Origin of the sequence: Steroidobacter sp. (genome assembly GCF_036402275.1) — a bacterium.
Classification (GTDB): Bacteria; Pseudomonadota; Gammaproteobacteria; order Steroidobacterales; family Steroidobacteraceae; genus Steroidobacter.
Genome location: NZ_DASWTF010000034.1, coordinates 343,169 through 367,373, shown reverse-complemented (window position 1 = coordinate 367,373; position 24,205 = coordinate 343,169). Strand labels below are relative to the sequence as shown.

At 62.2% G+C, this 24,205-nt stretch carries 25 protein-coding genes and 1 pseudogene; 20 read left to right on the top strand and 6 right to left on the bottom strand.

Going from position 1 to position 24,205, the window contains the following annotated elements; genetic code table 11:
* Positions 1-90 precede the first annotated feature (90 nt).
* Genes rsmG through VGD45_RS19405 form a run of 3 tightly spaced genes read right to left on the bottom strand, consistent with a single transcriptional unit; the run spans position 91 to position 2,418 of the window.
* Positions 91-732, bottom strand: a complete 642-nt coding sequence (gene rsmG / locus VGD45_RS19415) for a 16S rRNA (guanine(527)-N(7))-methyltransferase RsmG (RefSeq protein WP_331156998.1) — start codon at positions 730-732, stop codon at positions 91-93.
* Positions 733-741: 9 nt separating this feature from the next.
* Positions 742-1,734: an oxidoreductase gene (locus tag VGD45_RS19410; protein ID WP_331156997.1), complete on the bottom strand. Its 993-nt coding sequence runs from the start codon at positions 1,732-1,734 to the stop codon at positions 742-744.
* A gap of 51 nt (positions 1,735-1,785) precedes the next feature.
* Positions 1,786-2,418 (bottom strand): c-type cytochrome, encoded by a 633-nt coding sequence (locus tag VGD45_RS19405; protein ID WP_331156996.1) that lies wholly within the window; start codon positions 2,416-2,418, stop codon positions 1,786-1,788.
* A gap of 158 nt (positions 2,419-2,576) precedes the next feature.
* Between VGD45_RS19405 and rpoZ the strand changes: the two genes are divergently transcribed.
* The 5 genes from rpoZ to ubiA all read left to right on the top strand — a co-directional run bounded on the left by rpoZ (position 2,577) and on the right by ubiA (position 9,562).
* Positions 2,577-2,864, top strand: coding sequence for a DNA-directed RNA polymerase subunit omega (rpoZ, locus tag VGD45_RS19400; RefSeq protein ID WP_331156995.1), 288 nt, complete (start codon positions 2,577-2,579; stop codon positions 2,862-2,864).
* A gap of 30 nt (positions 2,865-2,894) precedes the next feature.
* Positions 2,895-5,066: a bifunctional GTP diphosphokinase/guanosine-3',5'-bis pyrophosphate 3'-pyrophosphohydrolase gene (gene spoT / locus VGD45_RS19395; RefSeq protein WP_331156994.1), complete on the top strand. Its 2,172-nt coding sequence runs from the start codon at positions 2,895-2,897 to the stop codon at positions 5,064-5,066.
* A 118-nt stretch (positions 5,067-5,184) separates the two neighbouring features.
* Positions 5,185-5,568: a Rid family detoxifying hydrolase gene (locus tag VGD45_RS19390; RefSeq protein ID WP_203166108.1), complete on the top strand. Its 384-nt coding sequence runs from the start codon at positions 5,185-5,187 to the stop codon at positions 5,566-5,568.
* A 31-nt stretch (positions 5,569-5,599) separates the two neighbouring features.
* Entirely contained in the window at positions 5,600-7,735 is a 2,136-nt protein-coding gene (gene recG / locus VGD45_RS19385) for an ATP-dependent DNA helicase RecG (RefSeq protein WP_331156993.1), read from the top strand.
* A 960-nt stretch (positions 7,736-8,695) separates the two neighbouring features.
* A complete protein-coding gene (ubiA, locus tag VGD45_RS19380; protein WP_349263310.1) occupies positions 8,696-9,562 on the top strand; it encodes a 4-hydroxybenzoate octaprenyltransferase in 867 nt (288 codons plus the stop codon).
* Between the two features lie 20 nt (positions 9,563-9,582).
* Here the strand turns inward: ubiA and VGD45_RS19375 are convergent, their stop codons facing one another.
* Positions 9,583-10,029 (bottom strand): ComF family protein, encoded by a 447-nt coding sequence (locus tag VGD45_RS19375; RefSeq protein ID WP_331156991.1) that lies wholly within the window; start codon positions 10,027-10,029, stop codon positions 9,583-9,585.
* Between the two features lie 75 nt (positions 10,030-10,104).
* Positions 10,105-10,314, bottom strand: a pseudogene (locus tag VGD45_RS34145) (double zinc ribbon domain-containing protein); the annotation flags it as partial.
* A gap of 125 nt (positions 10,315-10,439) precedes the next feature.
* Here VGD45_RS34145 and bioB point away from each other — a divergent pair.
* The 8 genes from bioB to VGD45_RS19335 all read left to right on the top strand — a co-directional run bounded on the left by bioB (position 10,440) and on the right by VGD45_RS19335 (position 17,203).
* Entirely contained in the window at positions 10,440-11,498 is a 1,059-nt protein-coding gene (gene bioB, locus VGD45_RS19370) for a biotin synthase BioB (RefSeq protein WP_331156990.1), read from the top strand.
* Between the two features lie 13 nt (positions 11,499-11,511).
* Positions 11,512-12,384: a malonyl-ACP O-methyltransferase BioC gene (gene bioC / locus VGD45_RS19365; RefSeq protein ID WP_331156989.1), complete on the top strand. Its 873-nt coding sequence runs from the start codon at positions 11,512-11,514 to the stop codon at positions 12,382-12,384.
* Positions 12,385-12,450: 66 nt separating this feature from the next.
* The gene (locus VGD45_RS19360; protein ID WP_331156988.1) at positions 12,451-12,984 is read left to right on the top strand and encodes a DUF2244 domain-containing protein; all 534 of its coding nucleotides are present in this window, start codon (positions 12,451-12,453) and stop codon (positions 12,982-12,984) included.
* A gap of 130 nt (positions 12,985-13,114) precedes the next feature.
* Complete coding sequence (coxB, locus tag VGD45_RS19355) at positions 13,115-13,987, top strand: cytochrome c oxidase subunit II (protein ID WP_331156987.1); 873 nt, start codon at positions 13,115-13,117, stop codon at positions 13,985-13,987.
* 6 nt (positions 13,988-13,993) lie between these two features.
* Positions 13,994-15,595, top strand: coding sequence for a cytochrome c oxidase subunit I (gene ctaD, locus VGD45_RS19350; RefSeq protein WP_331156986.1), 1,602 nt, complete (start codon positions 13,994-13,996; stop codon positions 15,593-15,595).
* Positions 15,595-15,720, top strand: a complete 126-nt coding sequence (locus VGD45_RS19345; RefSeq protein WP_269140884.1) for a hypothetical protein — start codon at positions 15,595-15,597, stop codon at positions 15,718-15,720. Before ctaD ends, VGD45_RS19345 begins: the two co-directional genes overlap by 1 nt.
* A 13-nt stretch (positions 15,721-15,733) precedes the next feature.
* On the top strand, positions 15,734-16,273 hold the full coding sequence (locus VGD45_RS19340) for a cytochrome c oxidase assembly protein (RefSeq protein ID WP_331156985.1): 540 nt from the start codon (positions 15,734-15,736) through the stop codon (positions 16,271-16,273).
* 45 nt (positions 16,274-16,318) lie between these two features.
* Complete coding sequence (locus VGD45_RS19335; protein WP_331156984.1) at positions 16,319-17,203, top strand: cytochrome c oxidase subunit 3; 885 nt, start codon at positions 16,319-16,321, stop codon at positions 17,201-17,203.
* Positions 17,204-17,289: 86 nt separating this feature from the next.
* On the opposite strand, the gene VGD45_RS19330 is transcribed toward VGD45_RS19335, so the two are convergent.
* Complete coding sequence (locus VGD45_RS19330; protein ID WP_331156983.1) at positions 17,290-17,490, bottom strand: twin transmembrane helix small protein; 201 nt, start codon at positions 17,488-17,490, stop codon at positions 17,290-17,292.
* A gap of 42 nt (positions 17,491-17,532) precedes the next feature.
* Between VGD45_RS19330 and VGD45_RS19325 the strand changes: the two genes are divergently transcribed.
* The 7 genes from VGD45_RS19325 (at position 17,533) to VGD45_RS19295 (ending at position 24,191) form a co-directional block, all read left to right on the top strand.
* Entirely contained in the window at positions 17,533-18,291 is a 759-nt protein-coding gene (locus VGD45_RS19325) for an SURF1 family protein (protein ID WP_331156982.1), read from the top strand.
* Complete coding sequence (locus VGD45_RS19320) at positions 18,275-18,889, top strand: hypothetical protein (protein WP_331156981.1); 615 nt, start codon at positions 18,275-18,277, stop codon at positions 18,887-18,889. The genes VGD45_RS19325 and VGD45_RS19320 overlap by 17 nt, the downstream gene beginning before the upstream one ends.
* 30 nt (positions 18,890-18,919) lie before the next feature.
* The gene (locus VGD45_RS19315) at positions 18,920-19,573 is read left to right on the top strand and encodes a hypothetical protein (RefSeq protein ID WP_331156980.1); all 654 of its coding nucleotides are present in this window, start codon (positions 18,920-18,922) and stop codon (positions 19,571-19,573) included.
* 47 nt (positions 19,574-19,620) lie between these two features.
* A complete protein-coding gene (locus tag VGD45_RS19310; protein ID WP_331156979.1) occupies positions 19,621-20,973 on the top strand; it encodes a c-type cytochrome in 1,353 nt (450 codons plus the stop codon).
* Between the two features lie 64 nt (positions 20,974-21,037).
* Entirely contained in the window at positions 21,038-22,807 is a 1,770-nt protein-coding gene (locus tag VGD45_RS19305) for a cbb3-type cytochrome c oxidase subunit I (RefSeq protein ID WP_331156978.1), read from the top strand.
* The gene (locus tag VGD45_RS19300) at positions 22,804-23,502 is read left to right on the top strand and encodes a cytochrome c oxidase subunit 3 (RefSeq protein WP_331156977.1); all 699 of its coding nucleotides are present in this window, start codon (positions 22,804-22,806) and stop codon (positions 23,500-23,502) included. The genes VGD45_RS19305 and VGD45_RS19300 overlap by 4 nt, the downstream gene beginning before the upstream one ends.
* 14 nt (positions 23,503-23,516) lie before the next feature.
* Positions 23,517-24,191, top strand: a complete 675-nt coding sequence (locus VGD45_RS19295; RefSeq protein ID WP_331156976.1) for a heme-copper oxidase subunit III family protein — start codon at positions 23,517-23,519, stop codon at positions 24,189-24,191.
* Positions 24,192-24,205: the final 14 nt, after the last annotated feature.

The following is a 24,205-nucleotide window of genomic DNA, read 5'->3' as shown; positions in this document are numbered from 1 at the left end:
AATGGGACCAGTCCGTTAGTGAGTCGGGCAATCGGCGCAACGCTGAATCTGCAAACTCAATTAAGCATTATCGAGCGGGCGAGGGCCACTTCAGACGGCGTCAAGCCGGTCGTGGCTGCGGCAGATTTCCACAAGATGCCGCTCTTCGTCCAGAGCGGGCACGTTAAGTCGATGGACCGCCGCGAGTTTCCAGCCACTGGGCAGCTTTTCGAGCTCGCCCGCGGGGTCGCGCCCCTTCATCGCCAGCAGTCGCCCGCCACCGACACATAAATGACCGGCCCATTTGACGAATTGCTCTACCGGACCGACCGCTCGCGACAGCACGATATCGAATCGCTGCGCCGGGCGGAAATTTTCCGCGCGAGTATGCACCGTTTGCACGTTGGGCAACTCCAGCAACCCGGCGACATGATCTATGAACTTGAGTTTCTTGGCGGTCGAGTCCAGCAGCGTGAAATGCCGCGTCGGATTGACGATCGCCAGCGGCAAGCCGGGAAAACCCGCGCCGGTGCCCACGTCGAGCACTCGATCTCCGTGCAGAAAGGGCTGCACCGACAGGCTATCCAGCAGATGCTTGGTGATCTGAGCGCTACGCTCGCGGATCGCCGTGAGATTCATGCGCTGATTCCAGTCGTCCAGCTCGTCCAGCAGGCGAATCAGCTGCGCGGCCTGCGGCTCGCTTAGCTCGATACCCAGTTGAGCCGCACCGGCAATGAGAGTCTGATCGGACATGAGTAGGGCTCAACCCGCGATGCGCACGACGGTGCGGCCAGTGACACCCGCCTTCAAATAATCGTCGAACGCCGACGGCAGCTGCTCGAACGCGAGCGTGCGCGTGACGATGCTGTCCAGATGTCGCGGTTTCAGATCGTTGGCGAGCCGTTGCCACACTGCGAGGCGCAACGCGCGCGGTGTGTATACAGAGTTCACGCCTAAGAGACTCACGCCGCGCAAAATGAACGGCATCACCGTGGTCTTCAGCTCCGGGCTCGCGGCCAGCCCGATGCTGGCGATGTTGCCGAAGAAGCCAACCGTTCGCGTCAGCCAGGTGAGCAGCTCGCCGCCGACGTTGTCGATGGCGCCGGCGAATTGCGCTTCTTCCATCGGACGCGAGCCAGTGTTGATCTCATCTCGCAGCAGCACGCGCGTAGCGCCGAGGCGCTGCAGATATTCGGCGGAGGATTTCTTGCCAGTCACGGCGACGACGCGGTAACCGCGCGAGGCCAGTATGTCGATGGCGATGCTGCCGACGCCGCCAGTCGCGCCCGTGACGACGATCTCGCCTGCGTCCGGCTGTTGCCCGTTCTGTTCCATGCGATGCACGGCGAGCGCAGCGGTGTAACCGGCGGTGCCGATGGCCATGGCTTGGAATTCATCGAGCCCCGCGGGAATCGGCACGACTGCATCGCTCTTCAAGCGCGCGTATTCGGCGTAACCGCCGTCGTGCGTCTCGGACAGGCCGCTGCCGGTGACCAAAACTTTCTGGCCGGGCTGAAATTGCGGATCGGCGCTCGACACCACCTCGCCTGACAGATCGATGCCGCCGACCAGTGGATAACGCCGCAGGATCTTGCCGGCGCCGGTCGCGGCGAGCGCATCCTTGTAGTTGATGGTGGAGTAGCGGACTTTGACCACCACCTCGCCGGCATTGAGCGCGTCGAGTGGAATCGTCTCGAAACGCGAGACGATCTTGCCGCCTTCCTGATGAATGCGAAACGCGCGAAAGCTCTCCACTGCAGACTGCTCCCGCGCGCTTGCGCTAACGATTCGAGACGGGTGCGCCGATTACTCGGTCGCGCACTTGCCGTGCTTCTGGACCTGGTCGGTGGTGCACAGCGCCTGCTGACGCGAGAAGAATTCCGCGAGGGCTTCGAAGTCCTTCTCGTCCACGCCGCTGATGATGCCGGCCATGATCGGGTTCTTGCGCTTGCCGCTCTTGTAATCCTTGAGCGCGTGCACGATGTAATCGGCGGGCTGGCCGGCGAGCTTCGGATAATCCGGCGCGACGGTCTTGGCGCCGTCGGCGCCATGGCAGGCCACGCAGGTCTGAGTGGCCGGCGGCGGCGTACCGACGACTTCCTTGGCCTGCATGCCGCCGTCGGCATGCAGGAAGGCGGCGATGTCAGCGCGCTCTTCCGGAGTCAGGGTCGCGGCCTGCGCGTGCATGGTCGGGTGCGGACGCTCGCCATTGGCGTAGGCGTTCAGCGCACTGACGATATAGCCCTCGTTCTGGCCGCCCAGCTTGGGCACGCGGTAGTTGGGGTAGGCGTTCTTGTAGTCCGGCACGCCGTGGCAGCCATGGCAGGTGTAAGCCAGAATCTTGCCCTTGGCGGCATCCGCAGCGCTCGCGGTCGACATGAACGTAGCGGCCAGCAAGCCCAGACCGAAGACCGTCACCGGGCCCAATCGAAACGTCATAACCCACTCTCTCCGCTTATTACCGGCGCAGTATTGCCAGAAAACCTGAGGTACCCCGGCCGGCGGGGCGCGGTATGGTACCTGAAGTGACTGGCTGCGGCACTTCCTCAGGTATACTGCCCAGCCAATCCCCCGATTTCGCTTTGTTCGAGGTATTCATGGCCCGTATCACGGTTGAAGACTCCCTCCACAACATCCCCAACCTGTTCCAGCTGGTGCTGGTGGCCGCCAAGCGCGCCCGCAAGCTGGCCAACGGCGCCGAGGCGACGGTGGAGTGGGAAAACGACAAGCCGACGGTGGTCGCTCTGCGCGAAATCGCCGCCGGGCACATCGGCCCCGAGATCCTCGAGGAAGCCGAGCGTCCGCAACCCGAGCTGATGCAGGAGCCCGAGATCCCCGGTATGTCCGGCGAGCTGCGTGCTCCTCACCTCGGCCTCGGAGATTGAGTCGCGCTTTAAAGTCCCCAGCTTCAGCTTATGGACTACGCGTCTTCCATTCTCAACCTGTTACCTACCGGAAGACGCTCGATAGGGGTCAACCAGCTGCTCAATAAGCTGGAGACCTACCTGCCACCCGCCCAGGTCGACCGGATCCGCGATGCTTACGAATTCGGCGCCGAGGCCCACGAGGGCCAGAAGCGCCTGAGCGGTGAGCCTTACATCGCGCATCCGGTCGCTGTTGCTCACATCCTCGCCGATCTGCACATGGACGCGCCGACCATCGTCGCCGCGATCCTGCACGACGTAATCGAGGACACGCCGACGGCCAAGGACGACATCGCGGAGCGCTTCGGCGCCGATGTCGCGGAGCTCGTCGACGGTGTCTCGAAGCTCGATCACATCCAGTTCCGCTCGCGGGCAGAAGCGCAGGCCGAGAGCTTCCGCAAGATGCTGCTCGCCATGGTCCGCGACATTCGCGTGATCATGGTCAAGCTCGCGGACCGCACGCACAACATGCGAACGCTCGGCTCGGTGCCACCGGCGAAACGGCGCACCGTCGCGCGCGAGACGCTAGAGATTTACGCGCCTATCGCGAATCGCCTCGGCATTCACACGGTGAAGTCCGAGCTCGAGGAGCTGGGCTTCAAGGCGCTGTATCCGGGCCGTTATCGCATCATCGAAAAGGCGCTGAAAAAAGCGCGCGGCAACCAGAAGCAGTTCGTCGGCAAGATCGCGGACAACCTGCGCAACGCGCTCGAAAAAGCGCAGGTGAAAGGCCGCGTCGAGGGCCGCGAAAAACATCTCTACAGCATCTATCAAAAGATGCGTCGTAAGCGCGCGCCGCTCACGTCCATCGTCGACATGTTCGGATTCCGCATCGTCGTGGACACGATCGACACGTGCTATCGCGTGCTCGGCCTCGTGCACGGGCTATATCGCCCGATGCCGGGACGCTTCAAGGACTACATCGCGATTCCGCGCATCAACGGCTACCAGTCGCTGCACACGACGCTGTTCGGTCCGAACGGCATGCCCATCGAAGTGCAAATCCGCACCGAGGACATGCATCGCATCGCCGAGTCGGGAATCGCCGCGCATTGGCAATACAAGACCGGCGAAGACTCCAACGACGCAGGTCGCGCGTATCGCGATCGCGCAAGCGAGTGGCTGCAGCACTTGATGGAGATGCCCCACAGCGGCAACTCCGCCGAGGAATTCATGGAGAGCGTCAAGCTCGACCTGTTCCCGGACAAGGTTTACGTGTTCACGCCGCGCGGTGAAATCCGTCGCTTGCCGCGCAACGCAACTGCCGTGGACTTTGCATATTCGGTGCACACGGATATCGGTAATCACTGCGTGGCCGCGAAGGTCGATCGCAGGCTCGTACCATTGCGTACGCCGCTGCGTAACGGTCAGACGGTGGAGATCATCACGGCGAAGGGCGCGACGCCGAATCCGGCATGGGTGAACTTCGTTGTCACGGCGAAGGCGCGCGCCGCCATTCGTCACTACCTGAAGGGACTGAAACAGGGCGAGGCGATCGAACTGGGCAAGCGCATGCTGAGTCAGGCGCTGCAGGATCTGTCGCTGGTGCTGAAGAAGATTCCGGAAGAGCGTCTGCAGGCCGTGGCCGCGGAGCTCAATCTGAAAACACCGGACGAACTGTTCGAGAAGATCGGCCTCGGCGAACGCCTCGCCGCGCTTGTCGCGCGCCGCCTGCTGCCCGCGGACGGCAGCCAGCCCCCGGAGCCCACCACGCAAGCCGAACCGCTCGCGATCGCGGGCACCGAAGGCATGGTCGTGAGCTATGCGCGCTGCTGCTTCCCGATTCCGAACGATCCGATCATGGCGTATCTGTCGAGCGGCCGCGGGGTCGTCATCCATCGCGAGGCGTGCGGCAACCTGCGCAACTATCGCAAGCAGCCGGACAAGTGGCTCACGGTCACGTGGCAGCCGAATGTGGATCGTCTTTTCAACGTCGAAGTGCGCATCGACGTGGCGAATCGCATGGGCGTGCTCGCGGCCATCGCGTCGAATATCGCCACCACGGAGACCAACATCGAGCACGTCGCGGTCGACGAGCGTGACGGCGATGCTTCGACCCTGATCTTCGATCTGCAGGTCCGCGACCGGAAGCACCTGGCGCACGCGATCAAGAATCTGCGCAAGATGCCGGAAGTGTTGCGCGTCACGCGCGTGATCGCCTGACCCAAAGGCTGCGCGACTCAAGGAGCGCGGCCGGGCGAATCCCGCGGGAGACCCGGGTGGTCATTGCGCACGAACGCGCGCAAAATCCGCGCTCCTCGTCACCAACGGTTGGATCATCATGGCGCGCGAAGTCATTTCCACTCCGAATGCTCCCAAGGCCATCGGCACTTATTCCCAGGCCGTGAAGGTCGGCAAGACCGTCTACGTGTCCGGCCAGATCGCCCTCGATCCCGCCACCGGCGAGATGCAGCAGAGCTCGATCGAAGTCGAGATCCGCCGCGTGTTCGACAATCTCAAGGCCATCGTCACTGCGGCCGGCGGTAACTTCTCTCAGGTCACTCGCGCCACTGTGTTCATTCTCGACTTCGGCATCTTCCCGACGTTGAACAAGATCATGGCCGAATACTTCAGCGAGCCTTACCCCTCGCGCGTGACGGTGCAGGTGTCGGCGTTGCCGAAGAACGCGAACGTCGAGATCGATTGCATCGTCGAGCTGGATTGATCGCGGCCGCCGTGCCGTACACTTGTCATGGATGAACCCTTCGCCCCCAATTAGCCGACCGCGGCCCGGAGCTGCCAAGCCCGCGGCCGCCGAATCGCCGGAGATCCGTCCGGTCACGTCGCTGCGTGGTGTCGGCGATGCGCTGGCTGGCAAGTTGGCGAAGCTGGGCATCACCACCATTCAGGATCTGCTGTTCCTGTTGCCGTTGCGGTACGAAGACCGTACGCAGGTCATTCCTATCGGTTCATTGCGCCACGGCGATCGGGCCGTCGTCGAAGGTGAAGTGCAGCTCGCGGAGATTGCCTTCCGCGGGCGTCGGCAGCTGTTGTGTCGGATAGGCGATGGCTCGGGCTGGCTGACGTTGCGCTTCTTCCATTTCAGCAACTCTCAGCACGAGCAAATGAGTCGCGGCACGCGACTGCGATGCTATGGCGAGATTCGTCGCGGCCCGAGCGGGCTGGAGATCGTGCATCCGGAATATAAGCGTGTCGCGAGCGACATGCCGGCGGCGAATGAGGAAGTGCTCACGCCAATTTACCCGCTGACCGAAGGCGTGCAGCAGGGACGTTTGCGACAGCTCACGGCGATGGCCTTGCGCGAGTTCGCCAATCGAGTCGTGCAGGATTGGATTCCGCCGGCGGTGCTAGCTCAGCTGCAACTGCCACCCCTGCGTGATGCGCTTCAGTATGTTCATCGTCCGCCACCGGATGCGGATTTGGAATTGCTCGCAGCCGGTCAGCATCCGATGCAGCGCCGGCTCGCGTTCGAAGAGCTGCTCGCTCATCAGTTGAGTCTGCGTCTGTTGCGACGTGAGATTCAGCGCGATCCGGGCTGGCAGTTCACGGTGAACGAGCCGCTGATCGATCGTTTCCTGCAAACACTGCCATTCAAACCCACCGGCGCGCAGACGCGGGCGTGGCGTGACATCGAGCGGGATCTCTCGCAGTCGAGCCCGATGCTTCGTCTCGTTCAGGGCGACGTGGGCTGCGGGAAAACGCTGGTCGCGGCGCTGGCGGCGTTGCGGGCGGTGGAATCGGGCTTTCAAGTCGCGGTGATGGCGCCGACCGAATTGCTCGCCGAGCAACATGCGCGGAATTTCACCAACTGGCTGGCTCCTCTCGAGTTGTATCCAGCGCTGATTACGGGCAAGCGGACGGCGGCGGCGCGCACTCGTTCGCTCGCGGATCTCGCATCGGGCGAGGCCAAGATTGCGATCGGTACGCATGCCTTGTTTCAACAGGAAGTGGAATTTCGGCGGCTGGGCCTGGTGATCGTCGACGAGCAGCATCGGTTTGGCGTCCACCAACGATTATTACTTCGTGAAAAAGGTCTGGCTGCGGGGCGCTATCCGCATCAGCTGATCATGACGGCGACGCCGATTCCGCGAACCTTGGCGATGACCGCTTATGCCGACCTCGATGTATCGGTGATCGACGAGCTGCCGCCCGGTCGCACGCCGGTGAAGACGGTGGCGCTGCCGGAAAATCGCCGTGACGAAGTCGTGCTTCGGATTCGGGACGCGTGCAAACAGAAAAGGCAGGCGTATTGGGTGTGCCCGCTGGTCGAAGAGTCCGATCAACTCGAAGCGCAGGCGGCGGAAGAAACGGCGTCGGCACTGGCTGAAGCCTTGCAGGAGTTGAAGGTCGGGCTGGTCCATGGGCGGATGTCGCCCAAAGAGAAAGATGCGGTGATGACGCGGTTCAAGGAGGGCGCGATCGATTTGCTGGTCGCGACCACGGTCATCGAAGTGGGCGTGGACGTGCCGAACGCGAGTTTGATGGTGATCGAAAATGCCGAGCGCATGGGCCTCGCCCAGCTCCACCAGCTTCGCGGCCGCGTCGGCCGCGGCGCGGCCGAGAGCACTTGCGTGTTGCTGTATAGAACGCCGCTCAGCGAGGTGGCGCGTGAGCGATTGTCTGTCATGCGGGCCACCAACGATGGGTTCGAGATCTCGCGCCGGGACCTGGAGCTTCGCGGGCCCGGCGAGCTGCTCGGCACCAAGCAGACCGGCCTGATGCAGATGCGAGTCGCGGATCTGGTGCGGGACGCCGAACTGCTGCCGAAAATTCAGGAAGTGGCGGAATTGATGCTCGAGGAAAATGAGGCCAACATTGCGCCGCTGCTGCGGCGGTGGATCGGCCAGGGTGAGCGGTTCGGCAAGGTGTAGACGGTTACATTCGTGACAGACCCAGAAAAAGCGCACAACCCCGACAAAACGCAGCCCGTGGCTGCGATGCCGGCTGCGCCGTCGGCGCCCGGGCCTGCTCCTGCGTCGGACAAGGCTGCTCCGGGCTCGAAGTCGTCTGCGGCGCAGATGGATTTGCTGAACGCGCCGGCTGTCGCCCCTGCGCCCACACCGAACAGTCACAACCCAGATAAGACGCAACCGCTACACGTGATGCCGCCCGCGGCGCCGCCGCCAGCACATCAGGAGACGGAGAAAACATCAGCGCCCGTGACGACACGGCGCCCGGACGTTTCCGCAGAAACGCCGAATGTAAAATCGTCGCAGCCGCAGCACAGCGAACCGGCGAAAGCGTCAGCGACGCCAGTCGCGCCAACTCAAAGCGAGAAGGCCGAGTCGGCAGCGGCTACGACCACGCCGGCGCATCACCAGACCGAAAAAACTTCATCTCCTCCTATCGCGCCTCCGCGGGTCGAGGTGGCGAAAGCACCGACTGCGTCTACGGCGTCGGTCCATCACGAGACGCCGAAGACGGCGACTACACCGGCGCATTACGAGAGCACGAAGACATCGGCTCCTGTCACGAGGCCACCGAGAATTGAGCCGACGGTATGGGGTGCCGCGGCAATGCCGGCGCATCACGACACTAGCAAGCATTCGGCGGCGACGCCGGTTGCGGCGTCGGCCGTGAGAAGCGACGCGGAGAAGCCGGCGACAGCGCATTCATCTCCGAGTGTGAATTCTCCGCCGCGCGCCGAACCGCCGAAGGCGGCGATGCCGGCGCAAGGCGAGTACGTGAAGACGGTGACCATGGCGGCGGCGAAGCCAGTGGGCGCGCCGGATATCGAGATCAGTCAACCGAGCAAGCCGCTGAAGTCCATCAAGGAACGCCTGCGATGGTTGGGTCACAAGATCACGGCGACGGCCTTCGTTACGGAAATCCTGCCGGGCGCAGGGGCGAAGCTGAGCGCGTATGCCGCGCTGACGCGCCTGAATAAGCCGATTGGTATTTGGTTGTTGTTGTGGCCGGTACTATGGGCCCTCTGGATATCGTCATCGGGTCGCCCCGACCCGCACGTGTTCATCGTCTTCGTGCTCGGCACGGTGCTGACGCGATCGGCCGGCTGCGCGATCAACGATTTCGCGGATCGAAATTTCGACGGCCATGTGAAGCGCACGAAGGACCGGCCGTTGGTCACTGGCGCGGTTGATCCACTGGAAGCCGTAGCGATCTGCGCCGGCCTGGGATTGATCGCGCTCGGTCTCGCGCTGACGCTGAATGAGCTGGCGCAGATGCTGACGCTGGTTGGCGGCGCCCTGGTCGTCACTTATCCGTTTTTCAAACGTTTCTTCCCGATGCCACAAGCCTATCTGGGCATCGCGTTCACCTGGTCGGTGCCGATGGCGTTCGCCGCTCAGACCGGCGCCGTGTCGCGCATCGCGATCGTGATGTTTCTCGCGGGCGTCGCGTGGACTGTGGCTTACGACACGATGTACGCAATGGTCGACCGCGAGGACGACAAGAAACTCGGCATCCGCTCCAGCGCCATTCTGTTCGGCGACGCCGACCGGTTCATCATCGGCATCATGCAACTGTTGACGGTGCTGGCGTTGTGGCTGATCGGACACGAGAAGGAGCTGGGCCTGTGGTACGGACTCGGCCTCGCCTTCGCATCGATGTTTGCTTTGTATCAGCAGCTGCTGATTCGCGAGCGCAAGCCCGATAAATGTTTCCGCGCCTTCCTGAATAACAACTATTTCGGCATGTCGGTGTTCATCGGCATCCTGCTTGAATACACGTTTAGATAGAACGTGAGCCAATAACACGGCTATTTCCGTTCGGCCCGAGCCACCGCCCACACTTCGATCCATTCCGCGCCCGCCGCCCGAAGCACTTTGGCCATTTCATTCGCGGTGCTGCCGGTCGTCACAACGTCATCGACGATAGCAACATGGCGCGCCAGCAGCGGCGCGACCAACGAGAAGGCGCGCTGAGTATTCGTCAGGCGCTCGTTTCGATCCAAGGCCGCTTGCTCGCGCGTCTCGCGATGACGAATCACAAGATCGCTGCGCAAAGTGAGATCGAGCAATTTGCAAACGGGTCGCGCCAACTCGCGAGCTTGATTGAAACCTCGCTCTCGATACCGCATCGACGCCAGCGGCACCGGAATGACCACGTCGGGTCGTGTGTGGCGAGTCGCAAGATGGCGCGCCAACAACTGCCCAAGAATGCGGCCGTACGCGAGATCGCCCCGGTACTTCAATCCCTGAATCATGCGGTCCACTGGAAAGCCATAACGAAACGGCGCGACGCAGGCGTCGAATACAGGCGGGTGCGTGAGACATCGTCCGCAAAGGGCCGGTTTGGACAGCTCGCGCGGTAGCGGCTCGGCACAGTGCTCACAGACGCTATCGTTAACAGGGAGATCGCCCTCGCAGCCCGCGCATAAATCCACATCTTCCTGGCCAGATTGACCGCAAAGCGCGCAGCGAGCCGGCCAGATCCACCGACCTGCCGCACCGGCCAGTCTTGCAAGAATGTCGACTCCACTTCCGAACATCGGTTGACAGGCTTCCCGACCGCCGCGAATACTTCCGCCCCATCGTCCCCGCGGGGCGGCGGACCGCGAGCATGGAGCTCGGCGAGCCGGCCGCAGCACCGATTAATTCGAGGTTTGTCGTGGATATGACCCGTTCCGAAGCCGTTCGCAGCGCTACCCTGGTGGATCGCCTGGGCGCCGTGCGCACCGATTGGTCATTGGAGGAAGTGCGCGAGCTGTTCGCGCTGCCGTTCTCGGACCTCATTTATCACGCGCAGCGGGTGCATCGGCTGTACTTCGAGCCGAACCAGGTGCAGGTCAGCACGCTGCTGTCGATCAAGACGGGCGCCTGCCCGGAAGATTGTTCTTATTGCTCGCAGAGCATTCGCTTCGAGACGGGGCTGAAGTCCGAGCCGTTGATGGACCTGGACGACGTCATGGAGAAGGCGCGCGCGGCCAAGGCCAATGGCGCGACCCGGTTCTGCATGGGCGCGGCTTATCGCAGCCCGAAGCCGAAGCAACTTGCGCAGATCGTCGAGATGATCAAGGGCGTGCGGGCGATGGGCATGGAGACGTGCGTGACGCTGGGCATGCTGACGCCGGAACAGGCGCATCAGCTCAAGGACGCGGGGCTGGATTACTACAATCACAACCTCGACACATCCGAGTCTCACTATAAAAAGGTGATCACCACGCGCACGTATCAGGATCGTCTCGACACGCTCGAGGCTGTTCGCAATGCGGGCATCAATGTGTGTTGTGGCGGCATTCTCGGCCTGGGCGAGAAGGAGCAGGATCGCGCCGAGCTGTTACATACGTTGGCGACCCTGCCGCAACATCCGGACAGCGTGCCGATCAATCAGCTGATGCAGGTCGAAGGCACCCCGCTCTACGGCGCGGAGAAGCCCGATCCGCTGGATTTCGTTCGCGTCATCGCCGTCGCCCGCTTGCTCATGCCCAAGGCGCACGTCCGTTTGTCGGCGGGCCGTTCGGGCATGAGTGATGAGACGCAAGCGCTGTGCTTCCTCGCCGGCGCGAACTCGATCTTCTACGGCGACAAGCTGCTGACGACCGAAAATCCGGAAGAGGATCAGGACCGCAAGCTGTTCGCCAAACTCGGCATCACCGCCGAGCCACTGGCCCAGCAGTCTGCGCCAACGTGCTCACGCCGTTTAGAGGACGAGCAACTCGCCGTTAGCGGGTAAGATTCCTCGGGCCATGCCCGATGAGTTTAACCTTGATCCCGCCCGCGTACGTCGACAGTTCGATCGCGCGGCGCGCGGCTACGATGACGCGGCCGCGGTCCCGACTGAGATACGCAATCGCCTGCTGGAGCGGCTCGACCTCGTAAAGTTGCAGCCGAAGGTCGTGCTCGACCTCGGCGCGGGCACGGGGCATGCGAGCAAGGCGCTCAAGCATCGCTACAAGACCGCGGAAGTCATCGCGCTCGACATCGCGCCGGGCATGCTCGTCGAAGCGAATCGACGTCAAAGCTGGCTGAAGCGATTTCATCGCGTGGCAGCCGACGCGCATCGGCTGCCGTTCAAAGACTCCAGCGCGCAGCTGGTCTTCAGCAACCTCATGCTGGAGTGGTGCCACGATCCCGACGCCGTGTTTCAGGAGATTCGCCGGGTCCTGCAGCCGGGCGGGCTGCTGACTTTCGCCACCCTCGGCCCGGACACTTTGCGCGAATTGCGCGAAGGCTGGCGCAAAATCGACCCACATCCCCATGTCCACCGCTTCATCGACATGCACGACTTAGGGGATGCACTGGTCCGCGCGGGGCTCGCCGAGCCGGTCATGGACACCGAGCGACTGACGGTAACTTACCCCCATCTCGACGCGTTGATGACTGAGCTGGCCGCGACCGGATCCACCAACCTGGCCTATGGAAGATCACGCGCGCTGACCCCGAAGGGTCATCTGGCGTCCTTGCGAGAGGCGCTCCGGAAGGTGTCCGGAGAGGGCGCACTACCGGTCTCGGTGGAAGTGGTCTACGGTCATGCCTGGGCGACCGAGCTGCGTCCCCAGCGTCGCGCCGGCGACGAAGTGCGGGTGCCCGTGAGCATCTTGACCCGAACGAAACGTTAACTTTTTAGAAATCGACCGGTAAGTCCGCAAACGAAAATACAGTCCTCCGACAACAGTATCTACACGATGAACGCTCGGGCCGATCTGCCGCCGCCTCGCCCGACCCCGGACTCCGGCCCAGGGGCCCGCCCGGTCGAGCGCGTGCTCGAGCTGATGCCGCACCGGTCGCTCACTCCCAAGACCGCACGCATATTCATAGCCTCCGTGGCCGCGCCCACCGTGGCCGTCGCTCTTATGTTTACTGTCCAGGGATTCTGGCCGGTCCTGCCCTTCGCCGGTCTGGAAATCGGGTTGCTGACCTGGGCGGTCCGCGCCTCCATGCGTTCAGGGCTGGAGCGGGAAACCATCACGGTGACCCAGGACTCGGTGATCATCAGACACTGGGACCGCCGTGGTGTGCAGTCATCGGTATTTCCTAGACATTGGTCGAGGGTTACACTCCACGCCCCGCCGGCGGCGCTACATCCCAGCCGACTCATCTTGGAGTCGAGCGGTCGCGCCCGCGAGGTGGGCAGGTTTCTCACAGAGGACGAGCGCCGCAGCCTCGCGGTTCGTCTAAAGCAGCTGGTGGGGAATATGAACGAAACGCCCGCGCTATGAGTTAGCGCGGCGTTGAACTGCGGGCGTATGTGGACGCTCGGCCACGCATGACTTCGCGTGCCTTCTCGAGGTGCAGGAGCACTGGGGGTGGGACGTGGGCAGAACGAAGCACTTGGGAGCATTAGGGCCAATGAAGATCGTGAAATATGCCGCCGGGTTGTTGGGGGCAGCGTTACTGCCCACCGGGGCGGCGCTGGCGGCGTGGGAACTCAACATGCCAGTCGGCGTGACCGAGTTGAGTCGCGACATCCATGGCCTGCACATGCTGATCTTCTGGATCTGCGTGCTGATCGCCGTCGCGGTGTTCGGCATGATGATTTATTCCATCGTGAAGTTCCGCCACTCGCAGGGCGCGGTGCCGGCCAACTTCGACCACAGCACCAAGGCCGAGATCGTCTGGACCATCATCCCGGTCGCGATCCTGGTCGGCATGGCCATCCCCGCCGCCGCCACGCTGGTGAAGATCGAGGACACCCGCGATTCGGACATGACCGTGAAGGTCACCGGCTATCAGTGGAAGTGGGAGTACGAGTACCTCGATCAGAACGTGAAGTTCTTCTCCACCCTGGCCCGCGACAGCGACGCTGCCCGCCAGACCGGCTCGGGCGTCGATCCGACCACCGTCAAGAATTATCTGCTCGAAGTGGACAACCCGCTGGTGGTGCCGGTTGGCGCGAAAGTGCGCGTGCTGCTCACTTCGAACGACGTGATCCACGCTTGGTGGGTGCCGGCCTTCGGCATGAAGAAGGACGCCATCCCGGGCTTCGTGAACGAACTGTGGTTCCGCGCCGATGAGCCGGGAACCTATCGTGGCCAGTGCGCCGAGCTGTGCGGTCGCGACCATGGCTTCATGCCGGTGGTCGTGAACGTGCTGCCTCAGGCCGAGTACGACAGCTGGCTCGCGCAGCAGAAGGGCGGCGAACAAGCCGCGCCCGCCCCAGCGGCGGCTTCGGCTCAGACGGTTGAGAATGCAGCGCCGGCGACGGCTGCTGCCGCGGAGTAATAGACCATGGCAAACGCACACGCTCACGATCACGCCGGCGCTCACGATCATCACGACGACCACGGCCCGGCCAAGGGCATCGGTCGCTGGCTGTTCGCGACCAATCACAAAGACATCGGCACGATGTACATGCTGTTCAGCCTGCTGATGTTCTTCATCGGCGGCGCCATGGCATTGGTGATTCGCGCCGAACTGTTCCAGCCGGGCATGCAGCTGGTCGATCCGATGTTCTTCAATCAGATGACCACCATGCACGCGCTGATCATGATCTTCGGCGCGGTCATGCCGGCGTTCGTCGGTCTGGCGAACTGGATGATCCCGCTGCAGGTCGGCGCGCCGGACATGGCGCTGCCCCGCATGAACAACTTCAGCTTCTGGATCCTGCCGTTCGCGTTCACCATGCTGCTCGGCACGTTGTTCGTTCCGGGCGGTGGCCCGGCCGGCGGCTGGACCATGTATCCGCCGCTGTCCCAGCAGCTGGGCGACGGCTTCCCGATGCTGATCTTCGCCGTGCACTTGATGGGCGCGTCGTCGATCATGGGCGCCATCAACGTGATCGTGACGATCATGAACATGCGCGCGCCTGGCATGTCGCTGCTGAAGATGCCGATCTTCGTGTGGACCTGGCTGATCACCGCGTACCTGCTGATCGCCGTGATGCCGGTGCTCGCGGGCGCCGTGACCATGCTGCTGACCGACCACTACTTCGGCACGACGTTCTTCGAGGCGGCCGGCGGTGGCGACCCGGTGATGTTCCAGCACATCTTCTGGTTCTTCGGTCACCCCGAGGTGTACATCATGATCCTGCCGGCCTTCGGCATCGTCTCGGAGATCATCCCGACGTTCTCGCGCAAGCCGTTGTTCGGCTATGACGCGATGGTGTACGCGACCGCCTCGATCGCCTTCCTGTCGTTCATCGTGTGGGCGCACCACATGTTCACGGTGGGCATGCCGCTGGCAGGTCAGATGTTCTTCATGCTCGCGACCATGCTGATCGCGGTGCCGACCGGCGTGAAGGTGTTCAACTGGACGGCGACGATGTTCAAAGGCTCCATCAGCTTCGAGCCGCCGATGTTGTTCGCCATTTCCTTCCTGTTCCTGTTCACGATCGGCGGCTTCTCCGGTTTGATGCTCGCGATCGTGCCGGCGGACTTCCAGTATCACGACACCTACTTCGTGGTGGCGCACTTCCACTACGTGCTGGTGCCGGGCGCGGTGTTCTCGCTGATGGCCGCTGCTTATTACTGGCTGCCGAAGTGGACCGGCCACATGTACAACATGAAGCTGGCCAAGGCGCACTTCTGGCTGTCGACCATTTTCGTGAACGTGCTGTTCTTCCCGCAGCACTTCCTGGGCCTGGCCGGCATGCCGCGTCGTATCCCGGACTACTCCACGCAGTTCGCGGACTGGAACATGATTTCTTCGATCGGCGCGTTCGGCTTCGGCCTGTCGCAGCTGCTGTTCGCCTACATCGTGTTCGCCACCATCCGCGGCGGCGAGAAGGCGACGGACAAGGTTTGGGACAGCGGCCGGCCGCACGGCCTGGAATGGACGCTGAGCTCGCCGCCGCCGTATCACAGCTTCGAGACCGCTCCTGAAGTGAAGTAATGGCTACCGAGATTCGAGATCCCGAACGCAAACGCGGCGTCCAGCGCACCGTGCTGTGGCTGCTGCTGATCGCCGCGACGTTCTACTTCGGTTTCATCGCCATGGCGGTGATGAGAGCCCAGTGAATGAGCATGTGACGTGACCGATCCAGAGCAAAACAAGGCCAATCGCTCGCTGACCCGGCAGCTGTGGATTTTTGCTGCCGGCAGCTTCGCGTTCGGCTTTGCTCTGGTGCCGCTCTACAACGTCATTTGCGACGTCACCGGCTACGGCGACCGCAGCAAGCTGGTGGAAGCCAGCTCGTTCACCGCGGAGGAAGACAAGAATCGCGTGGTCACCATCGAGCTGGTCTCCGACTCGCCGCAGATCGGCGATTGGGAGTTCCGGCCCGCGCAAGGCTCGATCGAAGTGCACCCCGGCCGTTTGTATGAAGCGAAGTTCTACGCCCGCAACCTGCGTGCTCAGCCGGTGGTGGCCCAGGCCATTCCCAGCATCGCGCCGCTGCAGGCGACCAAGTACTTCCACAAGACCGAATGTTTCTGTTTCACGCCGCAGCCGTTCGACGCGCAGCAGGAGCGAGAGCTCACGGTGCGCTTCATCGTGGATCCGAAGCTGCCGCTGAACATCGACCGCCTGACGCTGGCTTACGCCATGTACGACGGCAAGAGCAGCAGCTGACCTTTAACCGAATCGTTTTGAACCTGACTGGCAGACGTTAACGCTATGGCCCACGCAACAACGACGCACGCGCCGTCCGACAAATATTACGTCCCACACAGCAGCCCGTGGCCGCTGATCGGCTCGATCGCTCTGTTCACGACCGTGGGCGGCGCGGCGATGTGGCTCAACCACTCGAACGCCGGCCCGTGGGTGATGACGGTCGGCTTCGGCATTCTGTTGTTCATGTTCGCCGGCTGGTTCGGCGCCGTGATCAAGGAGAGCGAAGCCCGCTTCTACAACGACGCGGTCGACAAGTCTTTCCGCATGGGCATGATGTGGTTCATCTTCTCCGAAGTCATGTTCTTCGCGGCGTTCTTCGGCGCGCTGTGGTACGCACGTAACTTCTCGGTGCCGTGGCTGGGCGGCGAAGGCACGCGTGCGCTGACCAAGATCATCCGTGGCGACAACTACGAAGCCGCGTGGCCGACCGACGGCCCGGGCGACGTAGGCGGCGACTTCGACGTCATTCCCGCGTTCGGTCTGCCGGCGATCAACACCGCCATCCTGCTGACCTCGGGCGTGACCATCACCATCGCGCATCACGCGATCAAGGCCGGCAACCGCGCCGTGCTGAACATCTTCCTGGGCCTGACCATCGCGCTGGGCTTCCTGTTCGTGTACCTGCAGGGCCACGAGTACATCGAGGCGTATCAGCACTACAACCTGAAGCTGACCTCGGGCATCTACGGCTCGACGTTCTTCATGCTGACCGGCTTCCACGGCTTCCACGTGACCATGGGCGCGATCATGCTGGCCGTGGTGTGGTTCCGCTGCCTGAAGGGCCACTTCACGCCGACGCATCACTTCGCATTCGAAGGCGTGGCCTGGTACTGGCACTTCGTGGACGTGGTGTGGCTCGGCCTGTTCGTGTTCGTGTACTGGCTGTAAGCCGACATCGATGCAACGGAGCGCTCGGCAATGAGCGCTCCGGGACTCGACTAAAGCCGCCGCTTCACTCGAACGCGGCGGCTTTTTTACATGCCGTGCGGCTTGATCATCCCCTGCGACCACGCCAGCAGCAGTAGCAGGAACAGCAGCACCGACAGCCCGACGCGGACCGACAGTGCGTTGACCATCTTCTTCGACTCACCCTTGTCGTAGACCAGGAAGAACAGGCCGGAGGCGAGACTGAGCACAATGGCGATCAGCCCGGCAATGATGACGATTTTGACCATGGGACCTCCCGATCCGCGGTGGCGGATCGCGATCAGTATATCGTGACTGCTACTGAGACATCCCCGACGGGCGGCCGGACGTTTCGGCCCAGCCTACTCGGCATCGGCCTGACCCTGCTCGGCCTGGCGTTGTTCGTTCGGCTGGGTTTTTGGCAGTTGGACCGCGCCGATCAGAAACAGGCGCTGCTCGACCAGTACGCGAGCGGCCAACAAACGCAGGTCGAGATCACCTCCCAGAACGCTCGGACCTTGCCTCGTTATCAGCGCGTGAAAGTCTCGGGGCGTTACGACCCGGCGCATCAGATCCTGTTGGACAACATGCCCTCGCATGCCGGACAGCCGGGCTATCGCGTTCTCACGCCGCTCGATACCCCGGCTGGCTGGTTGTTGGTGGATCGAGGTTGGTTGCCGCTGGGCGCCACGCGCAAGAATTTGCCGGACATCCGCGTCGGGGGCGAAGCACGAACGGTCACTGGGACCACCGATGCCCTGCCCCGAGCCGGTCTGCAGCTCGCCATTCCGCCCGTCGATCAGAGCGCCCCGTGGCCGCGCCTGCTCAGCTTCCCGACACACGATGCACTTGAACAGCAGTTGGGGCGCGAGCTGCTGGCCGGGCTGTTGTTGCTCGATCCTTCGCAACCCGAAGGCTATGAGCGAATTTGGGAAGCGCACCTGGGCTTCAAGCCCGAACGCCACGTCGGCTATGCGGTGCAGTGGTTCGCCCTGGCCGCCGCGGCGCTGATTCTTTTCCTCGTCACCAGTTTCCGTACCAAGAAGGCAACAGATGAATCGTCCCGCTGAACACGCCGCGCCGGGCACGCGCTCGCGCCGTCAGATTTATATTTTGATCGGCGCGTTTTTCGCGCCGCTGGCGCTGGCGTTCATTCTTTACTACGGCCTCGACGTTCGTCCGCACGGGAGCACGAACAAAGGCGATCTGATCCAGCCGCCCGTGACCTTGCCCGAGGTCGAGCTTCCAGCCATGGCGGATCAAAAGCTTGCAGCCAACGCGCTGCGAGGCAAGTGGAGCATGGTTTATATCGGGGACGGCGCTTGCGATTCCCGATGTCGGGAAGCCCTTACGTTGATGCGTCAAACGAGACTCGCGTTGGGCGACGACATCCCCCGTGTTCAGCGGGTGTTTCTGGTCAGCGGCAACTGTTGCGATCAGGCCTATCTGGACGCCGAGCACGGCGGCTTGTTGCTCGGGCGCATCGACAATTCCCAGGGCCAGACATTGTTAGAAACATTCCCGGATGCAGCCCGCGCGGCCACGCTGGGCCGCATTTATCTGGTCGATCCGCTCGGCAATCTGATGATGAAATACGAGCCTGATGCACCGCAGAAAGGTTTGCTCGAGGATCTGAAGAAGTTACTGAAGCTGTCGCATATCGGTTAACTGTGACACACTCGGCCCGCAAGCGAGGGAGTGCGCCACGGCATTTCATCGCGCGGCAGACAGAATTCTGAAAAGAGGTATCGCGTAACGGTCGATTCATTTCCCAGTCGGGGGATTGCCATGAAATGCATCTACTATCTGACGTCGACGCTGAAGAGCACCCAGGACGTTTCCGATGATCTGCATGAAGTGGGCGTCAAAGATTTTTATCTGCACGTGATCTCCAAGGACGAGTGCGGCCTCAAAAAACAGCACATTCATTCCTCGAATTATTTAGAAACACTGGACGTTATCCGCGACGGTTTCATCGGCGCGGCGCTCGGTTTCGTGGCCGGCCTGATCGGCATCTCCCTGTTGATGTACTTCAAGCCCTTCGGCCCCACCGTCGAAGTCCCCACACTGGTGTACGCGGTCCTGGTAGGTGCGGCGACGCTGTTCGGCGCCTGGGAAGGCGGCCTGACGGGCATCGCGACAGAGAACAAAAAGCTGCGCCGATTCCACGACGATATTGCCGCCGGTAAATATCTGATCCTGGTCTATGTCCGAAAAGATCAGGAAGCCACGGTTCGCAAGATGATGCAGGAGCGTCATGCGGACGCCGAGATGGTCGGCGTGGATTCCCATTTCATCAACCCGTTCACCGGCGTGGATCGGGTCGCTCAGAGCACGGCGCCCAGAATGTAACAACCAAGCAACTGCCGCTTCGGGCAAGCGAACGAGGGGAACCGCCTATGGTGATAGCGATCGCGCTGATCGTGCTGGTGCTGGCCACGGTGCTGTTTCATTTCCTGAGCCCATGGTGGTTCACGCCGATCGCATCCAACTGGGACACGGTGGACTCGACCGTCGATGTCACCTTCTGGGTGACCGGCGTCGTGTTCGTGGCCGTCAACCTGTTCCTGGCCTACGCCCTGATTCGTTACCGGCACCGCAAGGGCAACAAGGCGCACTACGAGCCGGAAAACAAAAAGCTGGAATGGTGGCTGACCGGCATCACGTCGGTCGGCATCGCCGCGATGCTGGCGCCGGGCCTGTCCGTGTGGGCCAACTTCGTGACCGTGCCCGAAGGCACTTCCGAAGTCGAAGTGCTCGGTCAGCAGTGGGCCTGGACCTACCGCTTCCCCGGCAAGGACGGTCAGCTCGGCGCCTCCAACGCCAATTTGATCAGCGTCGACAATCCGTTCGGCATGGATCCGAACGACCCGGTCGGCCAGGACGATCATCTGGTCGCCAGTCCCGAGCTGCACCTGCCGGTCGACAAGCCGGTGAAGATGCTGTTGCGTGCGAAGGATGTGAACCATCAATTCGCCGTGCCGCAGTTTCGCGTGAAGATGGACATGGTGCCGGGCATGGTCACTTACTTCTGGTTCACACCGACGCGCACGGGTGAATTCGACGTGCTCTGCGAGCAGCTCTGTGGCGTCGCTCACTTCGCCATGCGCGGTCGCGTCGTCGTGAACAAGGAAGAAGACTTTGCGACGTGGCTCGCGGCCCAGCCTACGTTCGAGAAAACACTGACCGCCAGCAAGGGCGATCCCGAAGCAGGCAAAGCGTTATTCACCGCGTGCACGGCATGTCATGGCGCTCAGGCGGAAGGGAATCGCGAGCTGAATGCGCCGAAGCTCAGCGGCCAATCCGACTGGTACCTGGTGCGTCAGCTGCAGAGTTTCAAGGGCGGCGTGCGCGGCGCGCACGAGCAGGACACGTTCGCGAAACAAATGATTCCTTTCGCGACCATGCTTGCGGATGACACTGCGATCAAGAATGTCGTGGCGTATATCAAAACTCTGCCAGAAGTGCGCCCGGCAGCCAGCGTGGTGGGCGATCCAGTTCGCGGCAAGGAGATTTACGAAACCTGCACCTCCTGCCACGGCAGCACCGCCAAGGGCATCTGGGCCACCAATGCGCCGCGTCTCTCCAATATGAGCGACTGGTACATGGCGCGGCAGTTACGAAATTTCCGCGACGGTATTCGCGGCGGACATCCTCAGGATTTCCATGGCGCGCAAATGAGATCGATGACGCAAGTGCTCGCCGACGACGAATCCATCGCCGACGTCCTGGATTACGTGCGGACTTTGTAGCGGGCCGCCCAACAGATTGGAAGAGCGCCTCACATCCAGAACCGATTAGAAGGAGTGTGACTCGATGGCTTTCGTAGCAATCGCGGACCGCGATCATGAGCATGCGCTGCACGATCCGCAGAGTTTCATCCGCAAATACATCTGGAGCCAGGACCACAAAGTCATCGCCATCCAGTATGGGGTGGTGGCCATCAGCATCGGCCTGGTGGCGCTGACCATGTCGGTGCTGATGAGGTTGCAGCTCGGCTTTCCCGACACCTTCAACATCATCGCCCCGCAGGAGTATTACCAGTACATCACCATGCACGGCATGATCATGGTGATCTATCTGCTGACGGCGCTGTTTCTCGGCGGCTTTGGCAACTATCTCATTCCGCTGATGCTGGGCGCGCGGGACATGGTGTTCCCGTACCTGAACATGCTCAGCTTCTGGGTATATCTGCTCGCGGTGCTGGTGCTGGTGGCCTCGTTCTTCGTGCCAGGCGGGCCGACCGGTGCGGGTTGGACGTTATATCCGCCGCAAGCCGTGTTGCCCGGCACGCCCGGCGCGAGCTGGGGCATCATTTGTATGCTCGTGTCGCTGGCGATCTTCATCGTCGCCTTCACCATGGGCGGCCTCAACTATGTGACCACGATCCTGCAGGCCCGCTGCCGGGGCATGACGTTCATGCGCATGCCGCTGTCGATCTGGGGCATTTTCATGGCGACCATTCTCGGCCTGCTCGCCTTCCCGGCGTTGTTCGTGTCCGCGATCATGATGGCGCTGGATGCGGTGGTCGGCACCAGCTTCTTCATGCCGGCGATCTCCTCGATGGGCGAGACCACCAAGTACAGCGGCGGCAGCCCGCTGCTGTTCCAGCATCTGTTCTGGTTCTTCGGGCACCCCGAGGTTTATATCGTCGCGCTGCCGGCGTTCGGCATCGTGTCCGATCTGCTCAGCACCCACGCCCGCCGCAACATCTTCGGTTATCGCATGATGGTGTGGGCCATCCTGGCGATCGGCTGCCTGAGCTTCGTCGTGTGGGCGCACCACATGTACGTCAGCGGCATGAATCCGTACTTCGGCTTTTTCTTCGCCACCACCACGCTGATCATCGCCGTGCCCACCGCCATCAAGGTCTACAACTGGGTGCTCACCGTCTGGCGCGGCGACGTGCATCTCACCGTGCCGATGCTGTTCGCGATCGGTTTCATATTCACGTTCATCAACGGCGGCCTGACCGGACTGTTTCTCGGCAACGTGACGGTCGACGTGCCGCTGTCGGGCACCTACTTCGTGGTCGCGCACTTCCACATGGTGATGGGACTGTCGCCCATCATGGTGGTGTTCGGCGCGATCTATCACTGGTATCCCAAGATCACCGGACGCATGTTCGACGAGCGGCTCGGCAAGCTGCACTTCTGGCTGACGTTCGTCGGCGCCTACTGCATTTTCCTGCCCATGCATTACCTGGGCATCCTCGGCGTGCCGCGTCGCTATTACGGATACAGCGACGCCATCCAGTTCATCCCGCCCTCGGTCCACGAGGCCAACCAGTGGATCTCGATCTCGGCCATGATCGTGGCGGCCACGCAGCTGGTGTTCCTGTACAACTTGATCCATTCGTACTTCAGAGGTCCCGTCGCCGACGGTAATCCGTGGCGCGCGACCACGCTGGAATGGCAAACGCCGCAGACGCCGCCGAAGCACGGCAATTGGGGCAAGGACCTGCCCGAAGTGCATCGCTGGGCTTACGACTACAGCGTGCCCGGGGCCCCACAGGACTTCATCCCGCAGAACGTGCCGCACTCTGAACAAACGCCCGCGGGCCGGGAGCACGGAGTGCCGACATGAGCTTGACCGTTGCTTATGCGGCGCTGGCGACGGGCATCATCGTCTGGGCGGTGCTCGTCACCAAACTGCGCGCGAAACCGTGGGAGAAACAGATCGCGGCCACGCCGGAGGGAACGGACATTCCAACCGTTTCTCCGAAGCGGATCGGGCTATGGATTTTTCTCGCGGTGGTCACTTCGCTGTTTTGTTTGTTCCTGTCCGCGTACTACATGCGCATGGGGCAGCACGCCGGGCATGGTATGCCCACTGGCGGACTGGGCGATTGGGCGGCGATTCGCGATCCGTCCATTCTTTGGTTCAACACGGTGCTGCTGATCTTCGGCAGCGTCGCGATGCAGTCGGCGCGCTCCTCGGTAGCTCGCAGCCAGGTGGAGCAGACGCGCGTTCGTTTGTTTGCTGCTGGATTGCTGACCATCGCGTTCCTCATCGGGCAGTGGTTCGCATGGCGCGAGCTACGCTATTCGGAGCTGTTCTCGCCGCTCAATCCTGCCGTCGCATTCTTCTATGTGCTCACGGCGGTGCATGGCCTGCATCTGTTGGGCGGCCTGGTTGTTTGGGCGCGCACGCTGGCGCGATCGCTGCGTAAAGACGTGGAGCTGATCGACGTGCGATTGAGCGTCGAGCTCACCTCGGTCTATTGGCATTACCTGCTGCTGGTGTGGCTGGGTTTGTTCGCTGTTCTGTTATCGACGTGATACGGGATCAAGACATGAGCAATAACCCGACGACATTGGAACCTGGCCTGCGCGGCGTGACCGCGGACTGGTCCGCCGACAAACAGGCGTTTCCGGTGCCGTGGGGCAAGGCGATGATGTGGATCTTCCTGCTCTCGGACACCTTCATCTTCACTTGTTTCCTCACGTCGTACATGAACGTGCGCATGTCGACGCTGGACACGTGGCCCAACCCGAGCGAAGTGTTCGCGCTGACGGTGTGGGGTCACCACATTCCGCTGCTGCTGATCGCCATCATGACCATGGTGCTCATCACGAGCAGCGGCACCATGGCGATGGCTGTGAACTTCGGCTATCGACGCGATCGCAAACGCACGGCCGCGCTGATGTTTGCAACCGCCGCGCTGGGTCTGACGTTCGTCGGCATGCAGGCGTTCGAGTGGACCAAGCTGATCGTCGACGAAGGCGTGCGGCCCTGGGGTAACCCGATGGGCGCGGCGCAGTTCGGCTCGGCGTTTTTCATGATCACCGGCTTCCATGGTCTGCACGTGAGCGGCGGCGTGGTTTATCTCAGCGTGGTGGCATATCGCGTGCTGAGCGGCTTCTACGATCGCAAGGGCACCTACGAGACGGTCGAAATCGCCGGCCTGTACTGGCACTTCGTCGACCTGGTGTGGGTATTCATTTTCGCGTTCTTTTATTTGTGGTGAGCGTTGTGGCAAGT

Excerpts from the sequence above, each read along its gene's own strand:
- rsmG (WP_331156998.1), bottom strand. The coding sequence starts at position 732 with ATGTCCGATCAGACTCTCATTGCCGGTGCGGCTCAACTGGGTATCGAG.
- VGD45_RS19405 (WP_331156996.1), bottom strand. The coding sequence starts at position 2,418 with ATGACGTTTCGATTGGGCCCGGTGACGGTCTTCGGTCTGGGCTTGCTG.
- rpoZ (WP_331156995.1), top strand. The coding sequence starts at position 2,577 with ATGGCCCGTATCACGGTTGAAGACTCCCTCCACAACATCCCCAACCTG.
- spoT (WP_331156994.1), top strand. The coding sequence starts at position 2,895 with ATGGACTACGCGTCTTCCATTCTCAACCTGTTACCTACCGGAAGACGC.
- VGD45_RS19390 (WP_203166108.1), top strand. The coding sequence starts at position 5,185 with ATGGCGCGCGAAGTCATTTCCACTCCGAATGCTCCCAAGGCCATCGGC.
- recG (WP_331156993.1), top strand. The coding sequence starts at position 5,600 with ATGAACCCTTCGCCCCCAATTAGCCGACCGCGGCCCGGAGCTGCCAAG.
- VGD45_RS19375 (WP_331156991.1), bottom strand. The coding sequence starts at position 10,029 with ATGATTCAGGGATTGAAGTACCGGGGCGATCTCGCGTACGGCCGCATT.
- bioB (WP_331156990.1), top strand. The coding sequence starts at position 10,440 with ATGACCCGTTCCGAAGCCGTTCGCAGCGCTACCCTGGTGGATCGCCTG.
- bioC (WP_331156989.1), top strand. The coding sequence starts at position 11,512 with ATGCCCGATGAGTTTAACCTTGATCCCGCCCGCGTACGTCGACAGTTC.
- VGD45_RS19360 (WP_331156988.1), top strand. The coding sequence starts at position 12,451 with ATGAACGCTCGGGCCGATCTGCCGCCGCCTCGCCCGACCCCGGACTCC.
- coxB (WP_331156987.1), top strand. The coding sequence starts at position 13,115 with ATGAAGATCGTGAAATATGCCGCCGGGTTGTTGGGGGCAGCGTTACTG.
- ctaD (WP_331156986.1), top strand. The coding sequence starts at position 13,994 with ATGGCAAACGCACACGCTCACGATCACGCCGGCGCTCACGATCATCAC.
- VGD45_RS19345 (WP_269140884.1), top strand. The coding sequence starts at position 15,595 with ATGGCTACCGAGATTCGAGATCCCGAACGCAAACGCGGCGTCCAGCGC.
- VGD45_RS19335 (WP_331156984.1), top strand. The coding sequence starts at position 16,319 with ATGGCCCACGCAACAACGACGCACGCGCCGTCCGACAAATATTACGTC.
- VGD45_RS19330 (WP_331156983.1), bottom strand. The coding sequence starts at position 17,490 with ATGGTCAAAATCGTCATCATTGCCGGGCTGATCGCCATTGTGCTCAGT.
- VGD45_RS19320 (WP_331156981.1), top strand. The coding sequence starts at position 18,275 with ATGAATCGTCCCGCTGAACACGCCGCGCCGGGCACGCGCTCGCGCCGT.
- VGD45_RS19310 (WP_331156979.1), top strand. The coding sequence starts at position 19,621 with ATGGTGATAGCGATCGCGCTGATCGTGCTGGTGCTGGCCACGGTGCTG.
- VGD45_RS19305 (WP_331156978.1), top strand. The coding sequence starts at position 21,038 with ATGGCTTTCGTAGCAATCGCGGACCGCGATCATGAGCATGCGCTGCAC.
- VGD45_RS19300 (WP_331156977.1), top strand. The coding sequence starts at position 22,804 with ATGAGCTTGACCGTTGCTTATGCGGCGCTGGCGACGGGCATCATCGTC.
- VGD45_RS19295 (WP_331156976.1), top strand. The coding sequence starts at position 23,517 with ATGAGCAATAACCCGACGACATTGGAACCTGGCCTGCGCGGCGTGACC.